12 protein-coding genes are annotated in these 15,235 nt (G+C 64.3%); 10 read left to right on the top strand and 2 right to left on the bottom strand.

Features of this window, described 5'->3' with window-relative positions:
- The first annotated feature begins 34 nt into the window (after nucleotides 1–34).
- From ABJ363_12685 to ABJ363_12645, 9 genes are all read left to right on the top strand, one after another.
- Entirely contained in the window at nucleotides 35–2,059 is a 2,025-nt protein-coding gene (locus tag ABJ363_12685) for an elongation factor G (protein ID MEP4379851.1), read from the top strand.
- Between the two features lie 159 nt (nucleotides 2,060–2,218).
- On the top strand, nucleotides 2,219–2,707 hold the full coding sequence (locus ABJ363_12680; protein ID MEP4379850.1) for a Dps family protein: 489 nt from the start codon (nucleotides 2,219–2,221) through the stop codon (nucleotides 2,705–2,707).
- A gap of 111 nt (nucleotides 2,708–2,818) precedes the next feature.
- Nucleotides 2,819–3,655 carry an N-formylglutamate amidohydrolase gene (locus tag ABJ363_12675; protein ID MEP4379849.1) on the top strand — a complete coding sequence of 279 codons (837 nt, stop codon included), beginning with the start codon at nucleotides 2,819–2,821 and terminating at the stop codon, nucleotides 3,653–3,655.
- The gene (locus ABJ363_12670) at nucleotides 3,645–4,790 is read left to right on the top strand and encodes a carboxylate-amine ligase (GenBank protein ID MEP4379848.1); all 1,146 of its coding nucleotides are present in this window, start codon (nucleotides 3,645–3,647) and stop codon (nucleotides 4,788–4,790) included. The genes ABJ363_12675 and ABJ363_12670 overlap by 11 nt, the downstream gene beginning before the upstream one ends.
- A 72-nt stretch (nucleotides 4,791–4,862) precedes the next feature.
- Nucleotides 4,863–5,300, top strand: a complete 438-nt coding sequence (locus ABJ363_12665) for a hypothetical protein (protein MEP4379847.1) — start codon at nucleotides 4,863–4,865, stop codon at nucleotides 5,298–5,300.
- 71 nt (nucleotides 5,301–5,371) lie between these two features.
- Nucleotides 5,372–5,674, top strand: coding sequence for a DUF1244 domain-containing protein (locus tag ABJ363_12660; GenBank protein ID MEP4379846.1), 303 nt, complete (start codon nucleotides 5,372–5,374; stop codon nucleotides 5,672–5,674).
- A gap of 21 nt (nucleotides 5,675–5,695) precedes the next feature.
- Nucleotides 5,696–6,223: a GNAT family N-acetyltransferase gene (locus tag ABJ363_12655; protein MEP4379845.1), complete on the top strand. Its 528-nt coding sequence runs from the start codon at nucleotides 5,696–5,698 to the stop codon at nucleotides 6,221–6,223.
- Nucleotides 6,224–6,346: 123 nt separating this feature from the next.
- Entirely contained in the window at nucleotides 6,347–6,589 is a 243-nt protein-coding gene (locus tag ABJ363_12650) for a DUF2312 domain-containing protein (protein ID MEP4379844.1), read from the top strand.
- A 332-nt stretch (nucleotides 6,590–6,921) separates the two neighbouring features.
- Entirely contained in the window at nucleotides 6,922–8,520 is a 1,599-nt protein-coding gene (locus tag ABJ363_12645; protein MEP4379843.1) for a BCCT family transporter, read from the top strand.
- Nucleotides 8,521–8,584: 64 nt separating this feature from the next.
- On the opposite strand, the gene ABJ363_12640 is transcribed toward ABJ363_12645, so the two are convergent.
- A complete protein-coding gene (locus ABJ363_12640; GenBank protein ID MEP4379842.1) occupies nucleotides 8,585–12,079 on the bottom strand; it encodes an indolepyruvate ferredoxin oxidoreductase family protein in 3,495 nt (1,164 codons plus the stop codon).
- Between the two features lie 239 nt (nucleotides 12,080–12,318).
- Here ABJ363_12640 and ABJ363_12635 point away from each other — a divergent pair, with 239 nt between their 5' ends.
- Nucleotides 12,319–13,293, top strand: a complete 975-nt coding sequence (locus ABJ363_12635) for an NAD-dependent epimerase/dehydratase family protein (protein ID MEP4379841.1) — start codon at nucleotides 12,319–12,321, stop codon at nucleotides 13,291–13,293.
- A 9-nt stretch (nucleotides 13,294–13,302) separates the two neighbouring features.
- Here ABJ363_12635 and ABJ363_12630 read toward each other — a convergent pair whose 3' ends face one another.
- A complete protein-coding gene (locus ABJ363_12630) occupies nucleotides 13,303–15,123 on the bottom strand; it encodes a long-chain fatty acid--CoA ligase (protein MEP4379840.1) in 1,821 nt (606 codons plus the stop codon).
- Between the last annotated feature and the right edge of the window lie 112 nt (nucleotides 15,124–15,235).

Below are 15,235 nucleotides of genomic sequence, written 5' to 3'. Positions count from 1 at the left end.
GACCGACTCCTGACCGTGGTTGCGGGAGGAGAGAATGGCTGAGACATTCGGTGCCGGGCCACGGTGCGTGGCTCTGGTGGGACCTTATCTGAGCGGCAAGACGTCGCTCATGGAAGCGATGTTGTTCGCCGCCGGCGCGGTGACGCGCAAGGGCAGCGTGAAAGACGGCAACACCGTTGGCGATGCGTCCCCGATCTCCCGGAAGCGCGGTTTTTCAACGGAACTCAACGTTGCCCACTGCCTGTTCATGGACGAGCCCTGGGCGATTGTCGATTGCCCCGGTTCGATCGAGTTCAGCCAGGACGCGCGCAATGCGCTGATGGTCGCCGACATTGCGGTGATCGTCGTCGAGGCCGACGCGGCGAAGGCGAGCGCTCTCTCGCCGACACTTAAATTCATTAACGACAACCAGATTCCCCACGTCCTGTTCATCAACAAACTCGACAATCCGAGTTCGAGCCTCGAGGAGACGGTCGCGGCCCTGCAGGCGGTCTCCGATCAGCCGCTGGTGCTGCGCCACCTGCCGATCCATGAGGGAGAGGCGACGGTCGGCTATGTCGATCTGATCAGCCAGCGTGCCTATGCCTACCGGCAGGGCGATATGTCCGAGACCATCGAGGCCCCGCCGGAAGTGGACGATGCGCGCATGCAGGCGCATCAGGCGATGCTCGAATCCCTGGCCGATTTCGATGACGATCTGCTCGAAAAACTGCTCGACGACATCGTGCCCGACGACAAGGAGGTGTATCGCGACCTGACCGAGAATCTGGCCGCCGACAGGATCGTGCCGGTGATGATCGGCGCCGCCGAACGGCAGAGCGGCGTGTTCCGGCTCTGGAAATCGTTGCGCCACGACGCGCCGGCCGTCGCGGTCACCGCGGCGCGGCGGGGCTTCGACCCGGTTGGGGAGCCGCTGGTGCAGGTCTTCAAGACGGCCCAGGCGCGTACGGGCAAGCTCAGCCATGCGCGGGTCTGGTCCGGCGACGTCGGCGACGGGATGAACCTCGGCGGTGCGCGTGTCGGCGGGCTGTTCGAGATGATGGGGCAGGATCAGACGAAGATTTCCGAGGCGGGGGCCGGTGCGATCGTGGCCATCGGCCGGCTGGAGGATGCTGCGACCGGCGATCTGCTCTCCGCGTCGGGCCGCGACAGCGGCGGCGATGCCTGGCCGGCGCTCCTGCCGCCCGTCTATGCGGTGGCGCTCGCGCCGGAGAAACGCGACGACGAGGTCAAGATGTCCGCCGCCCTGGCGAAATTGGTCGAGGAGGACCCGTCCTACATCGTCCAGCATAATGCCGACACGCGCGAGCTTGTCTTGTGGGGGCAGGGGGAAATCCATCTCGCGGTTGCGGCCGAACGCCTGGCCGAGATGTACAAGGTCGATGTGACCACCTCGCCGCCCGCGGTGCCCTACAAGGAAACCATCCGCAAGACGACCGAACAGCATGCGCGCCACAAGAAGCAGTCTGGCGGGCATGGTCAGTTCGGCGATGTGCAGATCGAGATCAAGCCGCTGCCACGCGGTGCGGGGTTCGAATTTTCCAACCGGGTCGTGGGCGGCGCGGTGCCGAAGCAGTACATCCCGTCGGTCGAAACCGGCGTGCGCAATTTCCTCGATCGCGGGCCCCTCGGCTTTCCGATCGTGGACGTCTCGGTCTGCCTGCTCGACGGGCAGCATCACGCGGTGGATTCATCGGACATGGCGTTTCAGACTGCCGCCCAGATCGCGATGCGCGAGGGGCTGGCGAAATGCGGGCCGGTCCTGCTCGAGCCCGTCTGCAAGGTTGATATCGATGTGCCCAGCGAGCACACCAGCAAGGTGAACCAGGTGGTGACCGGGCGGCGGGGACAGCTGCTCGGTTTCGACGCCAAGGCGGGCTGGAACGGCTGGGACACGGTGCAGGCGCTGATGCCCCAATCGGAAATGTCGGACCTGATCATCGAGTTGCGCTCCCTGTCCCAGGGGGCGGGCACATTCCGGTTTGCCTTCGACCATCTGCAGGAACTCACCGGGCGCGAGGCGGAAACGGTGCTTCAGGCGCGCCAGAAAGCCGCCTGACGCGGGCGCGGTAAATTTTCCGGCATATCCCGGAGCTGTCCGCCGCACCGGCCCATGCCGGGCATAAATAATTGCCCGCACCCATTGAACCCGGCATCGTTCGACCTATATTTAGAATAGTTCTAAATAATGAAGCACGAACAAAAAAAGGAGTCGGACATGTCCGAAAATCCCGGCCAGATTGGTGTCAATATTGGTATTCCCGAAGATCAGCGGCGCGCGATCGCCGATGGGCTCTCGCGGCTGTTGGCGGACACCTATACGCTGTATCTCAAGACCCACAATTTCCACTGGAACGTGACCGGTCCGATGTTCAACACGCTGCACACGATGTTCGAGGTGCAGTACAACGAGCTCGCCCTGGCCGTGGACGAGATCGCCGAGCGCATCCGCGCCCTCGGTTTCCCGGCGCCCGGAAGCTATGCGGCGTTCTCCAAGCTCTCTTCCATTCCCGAGGCGGACGGTGTGCCCGACGCGTCGGAGATGATCAAGCAGCTCGCCGAGGGCCAGGAAACGGTCGCCCGGACGGCCCGCGAGGTCTTCACTTCGGCCGACGACGGCAACGACCAGCCGACCGCCGACCTGCTGACCCAGCGCATGAACCTGCATGAAAAGAACGCCTGGATGCTGCGCAGCTTCCTCGCCTAGAGGTTCGGGCACGGCAACGAAGGGCCGGGCGCTTCCGGGCGCTCGGCTTTTTTGTCGCGTCCCGGTCACAGCCTGCTGCGTCGGGGGGCCGGGAGCGGCTATAGTCGGGGCATGAAAGATGTTGTCCCCGACCAGGTCGCGCATGGCCTGCTCGCGCCTGATGAGGCGCTGCCCTTCGAGATCGTGAATCCCGACGCGGAAGGCCGGGTTCTGCTGGTCTGCGACCATGCCAGCCACGCGGTGCCCCGTGCGCTCGACGGGCTCGGTCTCGACGAGATCGAATTGCTGCGCCATATCGGCTGGGATATCGGGGCGGCGAACGTCACCCGACACCTCGCCGCGGCACTCGATGCGCCAGCGGTCCTGGGCGGCTATTCGCGCCTGGTCATCGACTGCAACCGGGAGCTCGACCATCCGGGCCTGCTGCTGGCGGAAAGCGACGGCACACCCGTGCCGGCGAATGCAAACCTGACGGCCGCGGAGCGCGATGCCCGCATTGCGGAGATTCACACGCCGTTCCATGCCGCCATCGAGCGGGAGATCGCGCGGCTTCGTGCGGCCAACGGACCGGACACGAACCCGGTCATCCTGTCGATTCACAGCTTCACGCCGATCATGGACGACATCGAGCGGCCCTGGCAGATCGGCATCCTGTGGAACCGGGACGCCCGCATCCCCGAACCCCTGATCGCGCGGCTGCGCCGGGAAAGCGACCTGAACGTGGGCGACAATGAGCCCTATTCGGCGCGGTTCGGCTATGGCTACACCCTCGAACGCCATGGCGACGGTCTCGGGCTGGCCAACGCTTTGGTCGAAATCCGCCAGGAACTGATCGACACCCCGCGCGGCGTGACGCAATGGTCCGACCGCCTGCTTGCCGCGCTGCACGACGTGCTTGCGCGTGACGATATCTATCGCCCGGCGGGGGTTCCGGCCCATGACGGCTGACGCGGACGACGTCTACACGCTCGGTATTGAGGAGGAGTATCTTCTCGTCGATCCGGAGACGCGCGAACTCGCGGTCGATCCGCCGGATGATCTGTTGCGCGATTGCGCGGCGCTGATTCCGGCGGAGACGGGCACGGTCTCGCCGGAATTCCTGAAGGCGCAGATCGAGGTGGGGACGTCCGTCTGTTCGAATATGGGCGAAGCCCGCACGCGCCTCTCGGCGCTCCGGCAGGCGGTCATCACGACGGCGGAGGCGCATGGCTACCGGGTCATCGCCGCCTCGACGCACCCGATTGCCGACTGGCACGACACCCAGCACACCGACAAGGAACGCTATAACGAGCTGGCGGCCGACCTGCAGACCGTGGCCCGGCGCCTGCTGATCTGCGGCATGCATGTCCATGTCGGGGTCGATGACGATGAGCGCCGTATCGACGTCATGAACCAGGTCAGTTATTTCCTGCCGCATCTGCTCGCCCTGTCGACATCGTCGCCCTTCTGGCAGGCCCAGGACACAGGTCTGCTGAGCTACCGATTGAGCGTGTTCGACGAGTTGCCGCGAACGGGCCTGCCCGAGCGTTTCGAGAGCTGGGGCGAATATGTCCGCCATGTGGAGGCGCTGACCGACGCGGGGCTGATCGAGGATGCGTCCAAGATCTGGTGGGATGCGCGGCCGAGCGCCCGGTTCCCCACGGTCGAGATGCGGATCACCGATGTCTGCACGACCATGGAGGACAGCCTGACCATCGCGGCGCTGTTTACCTGCTTCGTCTCGATGATCACCCGGCTTCGCCGTTCGAACCAGCGCTGGCGCATCTATTCCAACATGCTCATCAACGAGAATCGCTGGCGGGCCCAGCGCTACGGCCTGTCCGAGGGGATGGTCGATTTCGGCAAGGGCGAGATCGTTCCCTTCGCCACGCTGCTCGACGAGATGCTGGATCTCGTCGGCCCCGACGCGGACATGCTCGGCTGCCGGGCCGAGATCGAGCATGCCCGCGCAATTCAGAATCGCGGCACCAGCGCCCATCGCCAGCTCGACGTGTACCGGGCCGCCGTCGCGGCGGGCGCCGACCACACCGAGGCGCTGCGCCGGGTGGTTGACTGGCTGATCGACGAGACCCGTATCTCTTAGGTCGTTTCGGGCTTGCTGTTTCGTTACTGTCACATTATATATAACGTGACAGTAACGAAAAGGAGTCATATCATGACCCAAGAGATCAACAAGCAAGTGACGGAACCCATGGGACGTCCGCCGATTCACGACGCGCCGATGACTGCGGCCGAGCGCCAGCGCCGCCGCCGCCGCCGGCTGCGCAGCGAGCCATGGAATGACCCGCGGTCACTCGCCTGGGCCGTTGTGGCGGCCGTCCGCGGTTTGCGTGCGGATAATCCATCGAAAATCTCCGACGCCGCCCTGGCCGGACTCATCGCGCATGCCTCGGAAGCGTTGACGGTCGAAAGCGACGGGGATGAAGCGGCGGGCGCCGCCGTGGCCGCATTGACGCAATTCCTCGATCCCGACCAACCCTTGCCGGAACGCCGCAGGGGCGGACGCGGCGGCCATCGCGGAGGTCGCGGCCACAAGTTCGGCGATCGTCACCGCCGCCGCCGGGAAGGCCGTCGCGCGTCCGACGACGATTGATCGGCGTTGCACGGGGCGAACGCGCGCCTATATTGATCGGCAACCAACGACAGCCCGAACGGGAGACGAACATGGCCGACCTCGACACCCAGACCCAGACCGAGCTGGAAGCTGCGGCTTTCCGCACATTGGTTCAGCATCTGCGCGACCACCCGGAAGTCCAGAATATCGACCTGATGAACCTCGCCGACTTCTGCCGAAACTGCCTGTCCAAATGGTACAAGGCAGCCGCCGACGAGAAGGGGGTCGACCTCGACTATGACGCCGCGCGCGAACTCGTCTACGGCATGCCCTATGCCGAGTGGAAGGACAAGCATCAGACCGAGGCGACACCCGAGCAACTCGCGAAGATGAAGGAAAAGGCCGGGCACTGACCGGCCGTTCAACGCCCGCCGATGGATGAGGCAGAACGCCGGCGCCTCAGCGCCTCTCTGCAGATCAGGACGGCGGCGCCGACCGATCCCGATTCTCTCTGGTGCCGGGATCGCTATTTCGACGAACTGAACAGGCGCTTTCCGGGTGGCTTCGACGCCGGCCCGGGCGGCGCGGGCGGCGCCGACGCAGACACGGACATGACCGCCCCGGCGGGCCGTTTTGTTCTGGCGCGCATCGAGTTTCCCGGAAATGTGCGCCCGGTCGGCTGTGGCGGGGTGGTCGTCCGTACCTCCGACGCGGGACCCGCCTTCGCCGAAATTAAGCGCATGTGGGTCGACGACACGCTGCGCGGCCTCGGTATCGGCTACCGGATTCTCAACGCGTTGGAAGTCGCGGCCCACGAGATGGGCTGTCACCTGCTTCGCCTGGATTCCAACGGGGCCTTGCCGGAGGCCCGTGCGCTTTACCGCCGTTGTGGCTACGCCGAAATTCCGCGCTACAACGACAACCCCTACGCCCAGCTCTGGTTCGAGAAAAGCGTCGGCTGATCCGGCGCGACGGTGTTTTGCACAGGCGCTGAATAAGCGCCCTTTGCCTTTCCACAGGCGATTGGGTTAAACGCCGTGGCGTCGCCGATACGCGCGGCGCCATTCGCTTTCGGAGAGAATTTGATGTCGGACACCGGTGGAATTGCGGCCGATCGCCTGCGAAGCTTTATCGAGCGGGTTGAACGGCTGGAGGAAGACCGCGCCAACCTGAACGCGGATATCCGCGAGGTCTATTCGGAGGCCAAGTCGGCCGGGTTCGACGCCAAGACGATGCGCCAGATCGTGCGCCTGCGGAAGCTTGAGCCCGCCGAGCGCCAGGAGCAGGAGCATCTGCTTGAGGTGTATCGCAACGCCATCGGCTTCTAGGCGGTTTCCAGACACCGCGGGTTGATTCGCCCCGGAGGCGCCGCGAACGCCGGATTACCGCGCAAATTCGCAATTTTCCCGGCCTTTTGTTAGGATTCGCCCACCAACATCGAGATATCTCGATGGGGCATTTCTGCGGGGGAAGCTGGTTCTCGCCCATTCGGGCCGTTCACGACATCACCTGAACCAGCACGCGGGACCGGCGTCAAAGAACCGGTCGCAAGGGGCCACACCAAGTTCCCTTTATCTTGTCCTTGATTGAGATGAATTCGGCGCGTGCGCTTGCGTCGTTCATGGGCGCATGCGCGTGACAAAGCCATGGGGGGCTTGGCATGCCACAGAGATATTCCTCCGACCATTCGGTCGGGGACCACAATATGCAGAAATGGGGGGTGGATGTTCATCACCCGGTGTTCTGGATCACCGCGATCCTGATCGTGCTCTTCGTCGTCGGCACTGTGGCCGCGCCCGAACCGGCGAAGGAAGCCTTCGACGGCGCCAAGGGCTGGTCGATCAATAATTTCGACTGGCTGTTCAGTGTCGGCGGCAACATCTTCGTGCTGTTCTGTCTGGCGCTCATCGTGCTGCCGGTCGGCAAGATCCGCATCGGCGGCGATGGTGCCAAGCCCGACTTCTCGCTGATGTCCTGGTTCGCGATGCTGTTCGCCGCGGGCATGGGCATCGGCCTGATGTTCTGGGCCGTGGCCGAACCCGTCGGCTATTACACGGACTGGTTCGGCACGCCGCTCAACGCGCCGCCGAACACGCCTGAAGGCGCGGGCGCGGCGATGGGCGCGACCATGTTCCACTGGGGCCTGCACCCCTGGGCGATCTACGCGGTGGTCGGGCTGTCCCTGGCCTTCTTCGCCTACAATAAGGGGCTGCCGCTGACGATCCGCTCCGCCTTCTATCCGCTGCTCAAGGAGCGGACCTGGGGCTGGTTCGGGCACATCATCGACACCCTGGCGGTGCTCGCCACCATCTTCGGTCTGGCCACCTCGCTCGGCTTCGGCGCCCAGCAGGCGGCGAGCGGGTTCAACTTTCTGTTCGGCACCGACCCGGGGATCAACACCCAGATCGCGATCATTGTCGGCGTGACCGGGGTCGCGCTGATCTCCGTCACCCGCGGGCTCGACGGCGGGGTAAAGATCCTCAGCAATATCAATATGGGGCTGGCCGCCTTGCTGCTGCTCTTCGTCCTGTTGCTCGGCCCGACCCTCGCGATCTTCGCAACGATGGGGACGACGCTGTCCAACTACGTCACAGACATCATCCCGCTCAGCAACTGGGTCGGTCGTGAGGACGAGAAATTCTATCACGGCTGGACGGTCTTCTACTGGGCCTGGTGGATCTCCTGGTCACCGTTTGTCGGCATGTTCATCGCCCGCATTTCCAAGGGCCGGACCGTGCGCCAGTTCATCGTCGCGGTGCTGCTGGTGCCGACGCTGGTAACCCTGGTCTGGATGTCCGTGTTCGGAGGCAGCGCGCTCGATCAGGCAACCAATGGTGTCGGCGCACTCGCCAACGGCATCAGCGAGGTGCCGCTGGCCATGTTCCAGATGCTCGACAATTTGCCGCTCACGGGCATCACCTCCTTCGTGGCGATCATTCTGGTGCTGGTGTTCTTCATCACCTCGTCGGATTCCGGTTCGCTGGTGATCGACAGCATCACCGCCGGGGGCAAGATCGACGCCCCGACCACCCAGCGTATTTTCTGGGCGGTCATGGAGGGTGTCATCGCCGCAGCATTGCTGTTCGGTGGCGGCGCGGATGCGCTGGGCGCGTTGCAGGCGGCGGCTATCACCGTCGGGTTGCCGTTCACCCTGGTGCTGATCGCCATGTGCGTCAGCCTCTATCTGGGGCTGCGGCACGAGCTGATGTTCGGCGATTCTCTGCGTGCCGATCCGGCACCGGCGGCCGGCGACGACTGACGCCGGTTACCGAGACTGACATCGAGAGGGCCCGGCATCGTCGGGCCCTTTTCGTTATGGGTCGTTACTCCGCCGCTTTCGCCTGCGGGGCGTTGGGGTCGTGGAAGGCGCGCAGCAGGGCGGCCTCCTCGGTCTTGGCCTTGGCCAGATGCTCGTCCTTCACATGGCCGTAGCCGCGAATATGCTCGGGGATCGAGGCGATCGCGATCGCCAGATCATGGTTGCCCCGGTTGAGCCCGTCGCAGATGTCCGCGATCACCTTTTCATAGTCCGTGATCAGCTGGCGTTCCTGCTTGCGTTCGGCCGCGCGGCCGAAGGGGTCGAAGGCCGTGCCGCGCAGGAACTTCATGCCCGCGAGCGCCCGGAACGCGGTCATCATCCAGGGGCCGAATTCCTGCTTCAGGAGCTCGCCCGTTTCCGGGTCGCGCCTGGCGAACAGGGGCGGGGCCATGTGGAATTTGAGCTTGTAGTCGCCCTCGAACTGGTCGTGCAGCTTGCGGGTGAACTGGCCGTCGGTATAGAGCCGCGCGACCTCATACTCGTCTTTGTAAGCGAGCAGCTTGTAGTAGTAGCGCGCCACCGCACCGGCGAGGCCCTCCCCCCCCTTGGCTTTCTCCCCTTCGGCCTTCTGCACACGCACCACCAGATCCTTGTAACGCCGGGCATAGGCCTCGTTCTGATAATCGGTCAGGAAGCGGATACGCCGCGCGACCACGTCTTCCAGGGTGGTGGCGATATCGGGTGCCTGCAGGCGCAGTGGTGTCACCGGTTCCGCGGCGCGCGCGACCCGCGCCTCGTCCACGGCTGCCCGACGGCCCCACAGGAAGGCCGAACGGTTGAACTCGACCGCCACGGCGTTCAGTTCGATCGCCTGATCGAGGGCCGCGCCGGTGACCGGGATCAGGCCCTTCTGCCAGGCATAGCCGAGCATGAAGAGGTTGGTGGCAATGGAATCGCCGAGCAGCGCGGTTGCGTAACGGGTGGCTTCGACAAAGCTGGCCGCGGCTTCGCCGACCGCGACCTCGATGGTCTGGCGCATCTCCGGCGCGTTCATGTCGAAATCCGGATTGCGGGTAAAGTCGCCGGTCACAGTTTCGTGGCTGTTGATCACCGCATGGGTCAGCCCGGGTTGCATGCGGGCGACCGCGTCCGCCCCGGCGGCCACGACGAGATCGCAGCCGAGTACCAGATCCGCGCTGCCCGCCGCGATTCTCACGGCGTGCAGGTCTTCCGGTGTTTCACCGATGCGCACATGGCTGATCACCGCACCCCCCTTCTGCGCGAGGCCGGTCATGTCGAGCACCGACACGCCCTTGCCCTCGATATGCGCGGCCATGCCGAGCAGGGCACCGATGGTCACCACGCCGGTGCCGCCCACGCCGGTGACGAGGATGCCGTAGGGGTTGTTCAGGTCGGGCAGGTTGGGTTCGGGAAGCTCGATCCCGTCGAAGGCCGTGTCCGCACCGACCGGGGCAGACGTGTCCGGCGTGCGCAGCTGGCCGCCCTCGACGGTCACAAAGCTCGGGCAGAAGCCGTTGACGCAGGAATAATCCTTGTTGCAACTCGACTGGTCGATCGCCCGCTTGCGGCCGAATTCGGTCTCGACCGGCACCACCGACAGGCAGTTGGACTTGACCGAGCAGTCGCCGCAGCCTTCGCACACCGCCTCGTTGATCATCACCCGCTTGGCGGGGTCGGGGAAGGTGCCGCGCTTGCGCCGACGGCGTTTCTCCGCCGCGCATGTCTGGTCATAGACCAGCACGGACACGCCGGGGAATTCGCGCAGGTCGCGCTGCACCTGGTCGAGCTCGTCACGGTGATGGATGGAGACCCCGTGGGCGAACGGCGCGCCGGTCGGGTACTTGTCCGGCTCGTCGCTCACCACGACGATACGTTTCACCCCCTCGGCCTCGACCTGGCGGGTGATGGCGGGCACCGTGAGCGGGCCATCGACCGGCTGACCGCCGGTCATCGCCACCGCGTCGTTGAACAGGATCTTGTAGGTGATATTCACGTCGGCCGCGACGGCCTGGCGGATGGCCATGTAACCCGAGTGATAGTAGGTGCCGTCGCCCAGATTGACGAAGACATGGTCGTCATTGCTGAACGGCGCCTGGCCGACCCAGCTCACGCCTTCGCCGCCCATATGGGTGAAGGTCTCGGTGTCCCGGTCCATCCAGAGCGCCATGAAATGGCAACCGATTCCGGCGAGCGCGCGGCTGCCCTCGGGGACCTTCGTGGAGCTGTTGTGGGGGCAGCCCGAGCAGAAATACGGGATGCGTTTGGCGCTCGGCGGCTGCTGGGCCAGTGACGCCTCTTTCTGTTCGAGATAGGACAGGCGCTGCTCGATGGCCTCCGAGCTGTGCCAGCGCGCAAGGCGCTTGGCGATGACCCGCGCGATCTGTGCCGGACTGAGCTCGCCCGTTGATGGCAACACCCATTCGCCGCTCTCGTCGAACTTGCCGATCACCCGCGGGCGCACGTCTGGGCGCCAGTTGTAGAGCTGCTCCTTGAGCTGGTTCTCCATCAGCGCGCGTTTTTCCTCGACGACCAGAATCTCTTCGAGTCCCTCGGCGAATTCGCGGATGCCATCGCGCTCCAGCGGCCACGGCATCGCGACCTTGAAGATGCTGATTCCCACATCGACCGCCATCTCCTCGGTGATACCCAGATCGTCGAGCGCCTGGCGGACATCCAGATAGCTCTTGCCCGTGGTGACGATACCGAGGCGCTTCTTGGGGCTGTCGATCACGGTTTTGTCGAGGCGGTTCGCCCGGGCGAATGCCAATGCCGCGTAGAGCTTGTGCCGGTGGAGGCGCTCTTCCTGCACCAGGAATTCATCGGGCCAGCGGATGTTGAGGCCGCCCTCAGGCATGGGGAAATCGGTCGGCAGGGTGATCTGGACCCGCTGGGGGTCGACATGCACCGATGCGGAACTGTCCACCGTTTCGGCCACAGTCTTATAGCCGACCCAGCAGCCCGAGAAGCGCGACATCGCCCAGCCATAGATGCCGAGGTCGAGGAATTCCTGCACGCCCGCCGGATTCAGAACCGGAATCATCGCATCGACGAAGGCGTATTCCGACTGGTGGGCGGTGGTGGAGGATTTGCAGGTGTGGTCGTCGCCGGCCAACAGGAGCACGCCGCCATGGGCCGAGGAGCCGGCCAGATTGCCATGCTTGAACACGTCGCCCGAACGGTCGACCCCCGGACCCTTGCCGTACCACATGGAGAAGATGCCCTGATGCTTGGCATCGGGATAAAGGTTGAGCTGCTGGGTGCCCCAGATTGCGGTGGCGGCCATGTCCTCGTTGACCCCGGGGCGAAACACGATGCTGTTCCGCTCGAGGAATGGTTTGGCCCGCGCCATCTGCTGATCGAGCGCGCCGAGCGGGGAGCCCCGGTAGCCGGTGACATAGGCGGCGGTATCGAGCCCGGCCGCGGCGTCGCGCTGTCGCTGGATCATCGGCAGGCGGACCAGTGCCTGGGTTCCGGTGAGATACACGCGGCCCGATTCGAGGGCGTATTTATCGTCAAGGCTGATGGCGTTCTCGGCCATGAATGTCTCTCCCTGGTGGGCGGCTGCGGCGCGCCCGGAACAGAAATGTAAGTATTACTGTCCTAATTGTCCATTCGCGCCGCACTATCGGCACATTGCCGCGCTGAATGGCCCCGGAATTAAATCCCATTGTGCTTCCAACACCGGGCGACGTGCAATCACCGCCGGTCTCATTTATATGATCGTTTGAAAATGTGGGTGAAGATGCGCCCGAACGTGCAATCGGATTTCGTGACGTCATGACAGTTCTTCTGACCGGTGCGGCCGGTTTCATCGGTATGCATGTCGGCCAGGCGCTGCTCGCACGCGGCGAGACGGTCGTCGGGATCGACAACCTCAACGACTATTACGATGTCGCCCTGAAGGAAGCGCGGCTGGCCCAGCTGACGCCCCACGAGAATTTCTCCTTCGTGCGCGGCGACATCGCCGACCTCGACACGGTCATGGACGCGGCCAAAGGGGTTGACCGTATTGTCCATCTCGCGGCCCAGGCGGGTGTGCGCTACAGCATGGAGAATCCCGGCGCCTATATTCAGGCCAACATCGTCGGCCACATGAACATGCTCGAGGCGGCGCGCGCGCTGGGCGACGGCCTGCAGCACATGGTCTATGCCAGTTCCTCTTCGGTCTATGGCGGCAACACCAAGCTGCCCTTTTCGGTCGAGGACCAGGTCGACAACCCGGTGTCGCTCTATGCCGCGACCAAGAAGTCGGACGAGTTGATGAGCAACGCCTATGCGGTGACCTATGGGATGCCGCTGACCGGGCTGCGCTTCTTCACCGTCTACGGCCCGTGGGGTCGGCCGGACATGTCCGCCTATATCTTCACGCGCAAGATCGTGGCCGGTGAGCCGATCCCGGTCTTCAACAACGGCGATATGCAGCGCGACTTCACCTATGTCGACGATATCGTCGCGGGGGTGGTGGCGGTGCTCGATCTGCCGCCGGAACCCGACGCAGAGGGCAAGCTGCCCCACCGGGTCTACAATCTGGGCAACAATCAGTCGGAGCCGCTGATGCGCTTCATCGGCGTGATCGAGGACGCGCTCGGCACCAAGGCCGAGATCGACTTCCAGCCCATGCAGCCCGGTGATGTGCAGGCGACCTATGCGGATATCAGCGCCAGCCAGCGCGATTTCGGCTTCGAGCCCAAGACGCCGATCGATGTGGGCATTCCCAACTTTGTGGCCTGGTACCGCGAGTTTCACGACTAGCGCATCTGCTTACGTTCGGGCGCGACCGTACAGCGCTTCCAGCCGCTCGCCGTAGATTTCCCGAATCACATGCCGCCGGATTTTCAATGATGGGGTCATCAGGCCGTTCTCGGTCGTGAACGCCTCGTTCGCGACGATGAAGCGGCGCACCTGTTCGATCGGGCCGAGCCGTGTGTTGGCCCGCTCCAGCGCCTCGCGCAGGCGTTCGTGGAAGGCCTCGGAATCGGCCAGTGCCGAGAGGTCCGCGTCCCGGTCGTTCTCCGATGCCCACGCATGGACAAAGTCGTCATCCGGTACCAGAACGGCGACCAGATGCGGGCGCTTGTCGCCATAGACCATCGCCTGATTGATCTCCGGCTCGAAGACCAGCGCGCCCTCGACCCGCTGGGGCGAGACATTGTCGCCGCCGGAATTGACGATGATGTCCTTCTTGCGATCGGTGATCTTGATGTAGCCGTCTTCGTCGAGGATACCGATGTCGCCGGTATGGACCCAGCCATCGCGCAGGGTCTCTGCGGTCAGCTCGGGCGCGTTCCAGTATCCCTGCATGGTTAGCTCGCCCCGGATCAGGATTTCGCCATCCTCGGCGATGCGCACATCGACGCCGGCTAAAGCCGGCCCGACCGTGTCGATCTTGATGCGCGACGGCGGGTTTGCGCTGACCACCGGCGCGGTCTCGGTCTGGCCGTAGCCCTGGAGAAGACGCACGCCGAGCGCCAGGAAGAAGACGCCGATGTCGTAGTTCAGGGGCGCACCGCCGGAGACGAACGCCTTGAGCCGGCCACCGAAACGCGACGAAACCTTCTTGCGCACCAGCTTGTCGAGGATCGAATCCTGCAGCCGTTCGGTCATCGACAGCCCCGCCGCGCCTTGCTCGTAACGCTTGATACCGAGTGCGACGGCCTTACGGAAAAGCTTTTCCGACAGCCCCCCCTTGCGTTCCACCCCCGCCATGATCCGTTGGTGCATGGATTCATACAGCCGAGGCACCGCGGTCATGATGGTCGGGTGCATCTCGCCCATATTGGCGGCCAGCTTGTCCACGCTCTCGGCATAGTAGACTTGGGCGCCGATCGAGATCGGGAAGTACAGCCCCGCCGTATGCTCGTAGGAATGGCTGAGCGGCAGGAAGGACAGGAATGTCTCGTTGTCGATTTCCAGCATCCCGTCCGCCTCGAACAGGTGATAGGCGCCGATGCAATTGCACAGGATCGCGCCGTGGCTGAGCATCACCCCCTTGGGCGCGCCGCCGGTGCCGGATGTGTAGATCAGGCAGGACGTATCGTCGCGCGCGGTTTGCCCGATCACGGCGGCGACGTCGTCGTCGGTTTCCGCGCCGGATTCAAACAGGTCCCGCCAGTTGATGATGACGATCCCGTCGCTCTCGCCACCGGCACCTTCCATGGTGATGACGGTCTTGACGGTGCCGGTGTGGCGAATGGCGGGCAGCAGGCGTTCGGCCAGCCGTTCGTTCGACACGATAGCGACGCGCGGGTCGCAGTCGGTGATGATGTGGATGTGGTCGGCCACCGTATTGGTGGTGTAGGCGGGTACGGTGACCGCGCCCGCGGCCATGACGGCGAGGTCGGCCAGGCCCCATTCCGGCCGGTTCTCCGAAACCAGCATGACCCGGTCACCGTGCTCAACGCCGATCCGTCGCAGGCCGCGCGAGATGGCGCTCACCGTGTCGCGGGCGTCATGCCATGACACGGGCTGCCAGGCATCGTAGCGCTTGGACCAGAACATCGCGGCATCGCCGCGTGCCTCGGCCTTGTCGAAAAACATCTGTGGCAGGTTTTGCCAGCCTGCGTAGCGTTCGGCGTAGTCCATTGCGTTTACCCAGATTCTCTACTTCGGTTCTCTGCTGCGTTTTCCGGTTCGTTCCGACAGCCGCACAAGCTTGTGAAATTCCCGATGAGCGCTTGTTGAGCGCCTCAATGGA

It is taken from the genome of Alphaproteobacteria bacterium, assembly GCA_039980135.1.
In the GTDB taxonomy this organism is placed as follows: domain Bacteria; phylum Pseudomonadota; class Alphaproteobacteria; order UBA6615; family UBA6615; genus UBA8079.
Note: the sequence above shows the minus strand (reverse complement) of the source record. Positions and strands in the feature narration are given on the sequence as shown.

Coding starts and splice junctions, on each gene's coding strand:
- ABJ363_12645 (MEP4379843.1), top strand. CDS start 6,922: ATGCCACAGAGATATTCCTCCGACCATTCGGTCGGGGACCACAATATG.
- ABJ363_12685 (MEP4379851.1), top strand. CDS start 35: ATGGCTGAGACATTCGGTGCCGGGCCACGGTGCGTGGCTCTGGTGGGA.
- ABJ363_12660 (MEP4379846.1), top strand. CDS start 5,372: ATGGCCGACCTCGACACCCAGACCCAGACCGAGCTGGAAGCTGCGGCT.
- ABJ363_12640 (MEP4379842.1), bottom strand. CDS start 12,079: ATGGCCGAGAACGCCATCAGCCTTGACGATAAATACGCCCTCGAATCG.
- ABJ363_12650 (MEP4379844.1), top strand. CDS start 6,347: ATGTCGGACACCGGTGGAATTGCGGCCGATCGCCTGCGAAGCTTTATC.
- ABJ363_12675 (MEP4379849.1), top strand. CDS start 2,819: ATGAAAGATGTTGTCCCCGACCAGGTCGCGCATGGCCTGCTCGCGCCT.
- ABJ363_12635 (MEP4379841.1), top strand. CDS start 12,319: ATGACAGTTCTTCTGACCGGTGCGGCCGGTTTCATCGGTATGCATGTC.
- ABJ363_12630 (MEP4379840.1), bottom strand. CDS start 15,123: ATGGACTACGCCGAACGCTACGCAGGCTGGCAAAACCTGCCACAGATG.
- ABJ363_12655 (MEP4379845.1), top strand. CDS start 5,696: ATGGATGAGGCAGAACGCCGGCGCCTCAGCGCCTCTCTGCAGATCAGG.
- ABJ363_12665 (MEP4379847.1), top strand. CDS start 4,863: ATGACCCAAGAGATCAACAAGCAAGTGACGGAACCCATGGGACGTCCG.
- ABJ363_12670 (MEP4379848.1), top strand. CDS start 3,645: ATGACGGCTGACGCGGACGACGTCTACACGCTCGGTATTGAGGAGGAG.
- ABJ363_12680 (MEP4379850.1), top strand. CDS start 2,219: ATGTCCGAAAATCCCGGCCAGATTGGTGTCAATATTGGTATTCCCGAA.